This window comes from Streptomyces sp. NPDC058632, from assembly GCF_042717095.1.
Taxonomy (GTDB): Bacteria; Actinomycetota; Actinomycetes; order Streptomycetales; family Streptomycetaceae; genus Streptomyces.
In genome coordinates, this window is sequence record NZ_JBHXQZ010000176.1 from 1 (window position 1) to 5,183 (window position 5,183).

At 68.3% G+C, this 5,183-nt stretch carries 2 protein-coding genes and 1 tRNA gene; all 3 read right to left on the minus strand.

What is annotated here, in order from left to right:
• Positions 1 to 58: 58 nt before the first annotated feature.
• The 3 genes from ACFWVE_RS34590 to ACFWVE_RS34600 all read right to left on the minus strand — a co-directional run bounded on the left by ACFWVE_RS34590 (position 59) and on the right by ACFWVE_RS34600 (position 4,694).
• Positions 59 to 1,999, minus strand: coding sequence for a galactose oxidase-like domain-containing protein (locus ACFWVE_RS34590; RefSeq protein WP_384023111.1), 1,941 nt, complete (start codon positions 1,997 to 1,999; stop codon positions 59 to 61).
• Positions 1,996 to 4,152, minus strand: a complete 2,157-nt coding sequence (locus ACFWVE_RS34595; RefSeq protein ID WP_384023115.1) for a glycosyltransferase family 2 protein — start codon at positions 4,150 to 4,152, stop codon at positions 1,996 to 1,998. Before ACFWVE_RS34595 ends, ACFWVE_RS34590 begins: the two co-directional genes overlap by 4 nt.
• A 468-nt stretch (positions 4,153 to 4,620) precedes the next feature.
• Positions 4,621 to 4,694: transfer RNA gene (locus tag ACFWVE_RS34600), tRNA-Lys, on the minus strand.
• Between the last annotated feature and the right edge of the window lie 489 nt (positions 4,695 to 5,183).

Genomic DNA, 5,183 nt, shown 5'->3' on the forward strand with positions numbered 1-5,183 from the left:
GGGGCGCCCCCCGCCACGGGGGGCGCCCCCCGGCGCGTGCGGGCGGACCGGCCGGCTGCTACGGCACCCGCACCCACTGCGCCTTGCTCGGTGTCCCGTCCGCGGTGGTGGCGAACATCATGTACCAGCCCGCCTGGACGAGGTTCCGGCTCTTGGGCATGGTCACCGTCAGCCGGTCGCCGTCGGCCTCGAAGTCCAGGGCGACGGAGCGCTGGTCCACGTCGGTGACGTGGGTCGAGGCGCTCGGCCGGATCAGCCGGACCTTCTCGACCGACGCGGCGTCCTTCGAGGTGAAGGTGCCGGACTCGCCGTGCTCGATGGTCTGCGGGCCGCCCGACAGGTCGGGCTGCTCGTTCTCGCCGTAGAGATACGGCGGCGTGTAGATCTCGATGCGCTGCTCGAACGTGCCCGGCTTGGTGTTGGCCTTGTCGCCGTAGAGGGAGTCCGAGCCGAAGAACATCACGCGGCCGTCGGGCAGCAGGATCGAGCCGGAGTGGTAGTTGCGGCCCACCAGCGGGTCGGCGACGCGCCGGAGCTCGTTCTTCGCCGTGTCGTAGATCCGCGCCTCGAGGATGTCGGAGGCACCGCGCCCGCGGTAGTCCTCCGAACCGCCCGCGATCAGCACGCTGTCGTCGGGCAGGACCGAGGCCTGCGGGTAGCGGGTGCCCTTGTCCATGGAGGGGCCGTCCTCGAAGCGCGGGCTGTCGGCCTTGAGGTCGACGATCCGGGTCTTCTCACTGGACAGCCGGGACTCGCCGACCCCGCCGCCGCCGATCACCATGTACTTCTCGTCCTGCGCCGGGGGCAGCAGCACGGTGTTCGCCGTCTCCAGCATGTCGGCGTCGCTCAGGCCGGGGACCTTGGTGAACTTGTTGGTCTCCACGTCCCAGACGCCCGGGTCGCGGCCCACGTCGTCGGGGCCGTAGCCGGCGTTCGCACCCGAGTAGAAGATCTTGCCGTTCTGCATGAGGAACAGCGCCGGATAGGTCGGGAACTGGCGGACCTCCTCGGTGTAGGTCCACTTCTTGGTCTCCGGGTCGTAGACCTCGTTCTTGCCCGGGACGAGCTGGCCGATGTCGTCGAGGCCGGAGACGCTGAGGATCTTTCCGTCGCTCAGGGTGGTGAGCGTCGGGTACCAGCGGGCCTCCTTCATCGGGTCGACCTTGATGTACTTCTCCGCCACCGGGTCGAACTCGAAGGCGTCCCGGATGCCCTGGAAGTCCTTCTTGTCCAGGGCGAGCTTCTCGGCGATGCCGTACGTGTTTTGGGCGTCGTCGCCGGAGAGGCCCGCCACCTTGTAGTTGTCCTGCGTGCCGGTCTCGTACTTGGCGCCTTCCTGCTGCGCCTCGACGTAGATCCGGCCGACGCCCGGGGTGGTGCCCAGGAACTCGCCGGTCACCGGGTCGAAGTCCTTCTCCGCGCGGGGGACGAGCACCGGGTCCTTCGAGACGAAGGTCTTGCCGTTCTCCTTGCCGGTGAACCTGGTTCCCGCGGGCAGGGTGATCGGCTTGTCCGGGTTCTCGTTGTTGACGAGCATCAGGCCGCCGGCCTTCTTCACGTCACCCTTGAGCTTCTCGTAGCGCTTGGTGCCGCCGGCGATCAGGAGATTGCCGTTGGCGAGCTGGGTGTGGCCGGTGCAGAACAGGTCGGTCGGCGTCGGCACCTTCTTGATGGTGTCCTTGACCGGGTCCCAGATGCGGGTGTCGTACCGCTTGGCGTCGAAGTTGTCCTGGTCGTTGCCGGAGCCCGCGACGAGCAGCACCTTGCCGGTGCGCAGCAGCGCCGCGTGAATGGTGTTCTGGCGGTACTCCTCCGGGAACTCGACGATCTCCCAGCGGCCGTTCTCCGCCTTGTACTCCGGCTGATTGATCTTGTACTGGTGGTATTTCTCGGACCCTTCGCGGTACAGCCACGGCCCGTTCATGCCGGCCAGCGCGAGTACCACCGCCGTGCCTATCGCGATCCGACGGGCGCGACGGCGGCCTGCACGGTCGTTCATTCCTTACGTCCCCCAAGTCCACCCAGGGCGATCTGCATCGTCTGGTCGTTGCCGGAGCTGTTCCCGGCACCTGTCGTTCCGCCCGTTCCGCCCGTTCCGCCCGGTTCTTCCGGTCCGTCGTGCGAGGCGGCCCAGCTGGGCCGGTCCGGCCGGCCGTGCGCGGCGTGCTGCTGCTGTGCGTGCGGAGGCTGCCCGTACTGCTGCCCCTGCGCCTGAGCCCGGTACTGCGGTGCCTGCTGCTGCACGCGCGGGAGCACCTGCAGCTGCTGCGTCGCGGGTTCGTGGGCGACGTCCTTCGGCGGGTCCGCCGCCGGCCGGTCGTCCGGGTGCCGGCCCGCCGCGTGGGCGCCGGGCGGCTTCTTCCTGTCCTGACGCATGCCGTGCCGCCAGGCGAACATGGGTGCGGCCGTGATCATCAGGGCGAACGTCGCCCAGATGACCATCGCCGGGTGCGAGTGCCCGTAGACGAAACCGGCGGCGATGGAGCCACCGAAGATCAGGATGAAGTACCAGTGGTACCGGAAGGTGCCGAACCAGGTGTCCGGGCTGGCCGAGTCGCCCTTGGGCGTGACGACGAACTTGCTCTTGCGGCGCAGGACGGAGTCGATCAGCGCCTTCGCGTAGAGCGGCGCCGACAGCGCGGACATGACCATACCGGCCACACCGCCGGAGCCCTCCGGCTCGTGCGGGGAGACGTTGTGGCGGCGGTTCCAGATGTAGAGGCCGATCTGGAGCGCGGAGGCGTTGCCGTAGAGCATCAGCCAGACCGCGGGGTCGATGTTCACACCCGAGGCGCCCAGGCCCAGGAACAGCGCACAGCTCAGCGCGGCCAGGATCCAGTTGAGGGCCGACATCGGGTAGAAGATGATCATCATGGTGTAGTTGAAGAGCTTGCTCGGCGGCAGCGAGTACCAGCCCTTCCAGTACTGCTTGAGGATCGTCTCGTACGTCCCCCGGGACCAGCGCATCTGCTGGGTGAAGAAGTCCGTCCAGGCGTTGGGGCCCTCGCCGACCGCGAGCACGTCCGGGGTGTAGACCGAGCGCCACTTCCTGCCCGTCGCCGGGTTCTTGGCGCGGTGCATCTCGAAGCCGGTCGCCATGTCCTCGGTGATCGAGTCGTACAGGCCGCCGATCTGCTGGAGCGCCTTGATGCGCACGGCGTTGGACGTGCCGACGAACATGGGGGAGCCGTAGCGGTTGCCGGCCCGCTGGATGAGCGCGTGGAAGAGGAACTGCTGCGACTCGGCGGCCTTGGTGACGAAGTTGTCGTAGTTCCCGTAGACCTGCGGGCCGATGACGAAGCCGACGTTCGGGTCGCGGAAGAAGCCGAGCATCCGCTCCAGGTAGTTCGGCAGCGGGACGTGGTCGGTGTCCACCGAGGCGAAGAACTCGTAGTCGTCGCCGTGCGCGTCGAGCCAGGCGTTGTAGTTGCCGTGCTTGGTCCTGGCTCGGTGCGGGCCCTTGGCCTGGTTCCACTTCGCGACGCCCTTGCGGGAGAAGTGGTGCACACCGAGGCGCGCGCAGACCTCCTTCACCTCGGGGTCGTCGCCCTCGTCGAGCAGCCAGACGTGCATGGTGCCCCGGTGGCGGATCCTGACGGCCGCCTCCAGGGTCTTCGTCACCATCTCCAGCGGCTCCTTGCCGGGCACGAAGGAGGTGAGGAAGGCGACCCGGGTGCCGGTCTCGGGCACCACGGGGACCGGATCGCGGGCGACCAGCGTGGCGTGCGCGTTGGACAGCACGTTCAGGCAGCGGAAGAGCTCGATCAGACCGATCGAGACGAGCATCACGACGTCGAGGGTGGGCAGCCAGTCGAACGCCGGGTAGTCGCGCTCCGTCCAGTGCGCGGGCTGGAGCAGCCACACCAGCAGCACCACCGACAGCAGCGGGGCCGCGGCCAGCATCAGCGCGATGCGGATGCGGTGCGGCTCCTGCGAGATCAGCGAGCGGTACTGCACCGTGTACGGCCTGCCCGGATCGGGCTGGGTGAGGGGACCTGAGAGCCGGCTGTAGTGCTCGTAGTCGTATCTCGGCAGCGTCTTCTTGATCCGGCGGAAGGCACCCGTGTTTCCGGTCCGGTGCGCAGGCACCCTGAGCTGGGTGGTCTGGGACGGGTCGTCGTCCCTCTGGGCGCCCGACGGCGTCGACGTCATGAGTGTCATCCCCCCACACACGGTCCAGCCGCGTGTTTCGTCGCTTCCTTCCGCCCGCGTCCGGTCCCCCTCGACCTTCACGGACGTGTCAAGTGGTAGACCGCTGCCACCACGTCACCCACACCATATAGACACGGCGCAGCGCTCTTTTCGGTTGCACGGTGCGTCCCGTCGGCATGTCCCGGAGGGCGGGTTCCCCCGCCCCGCCCCGTCCGCAACCGGTTTCCGGCCCCCCAACAGCCGCGACCCCGCGGCATCGTGAAGGGTCCAGGCTGTACAGGTTCCATCATGATCGCAAGGTGTGACATCCGGCACTCACCGGTCATACGATCCCATTGTGACCGGTGGGGGAGTCACGTGGGGCCCATGTTCCATACGTGCGGTGAAGAGGGAGCGTTCAGCGGAAACGAGAGGGTTTCCGGCCAAAAAGCGACGGGCCCCTCGATCACGAGGAGCCCGTCCTGCCGGTGCGCCGCCAGGGACTCGAACCCCGGACCCGCTGATTAAGAGTCAGCTGCTCTAACCAACTGAGCTAGCGGCGCTCACTGACGCCTCAACTCTACCGGACCTCTCGGGGTGCTTCCGACCGCCGCCCGGGGTGGGCTCCCGGATTCCGTCCGCCCGCGCCGCCCGCATCGGCGCGACTGCGTCATTCGGACCGTCAGGGTGCGTTCCCTGCCGAGAGTTGAGAAGCTGACATTTGTGTACAGGTGTGAGGTATCCCACGGAACGTGTGGTCGGCCATGTGGCCGGAACTGTGAGGGGATTCGCATGGATCGCACGGATCGCAGGGGGTCCCCGGGGTGTGGGGAGGCCGATCCCGCGAGCTGCTGCGACTGCCCCGGCGGTGTGCACCGGCGCGGAGGCCGGAGGCACACATGGCCCTGACCACTCCCGGCACTCCCGAATCCGGACGTCCCGCGGCCGGGAGCGAACACCCGGCGGTGGGGCGGCCCGCGCGGGTGATCCACACCGGGGCGACCACCGAGATCCCCGTCCACCTCCTGTTGCGTGACGGCACCGGCCCGGGG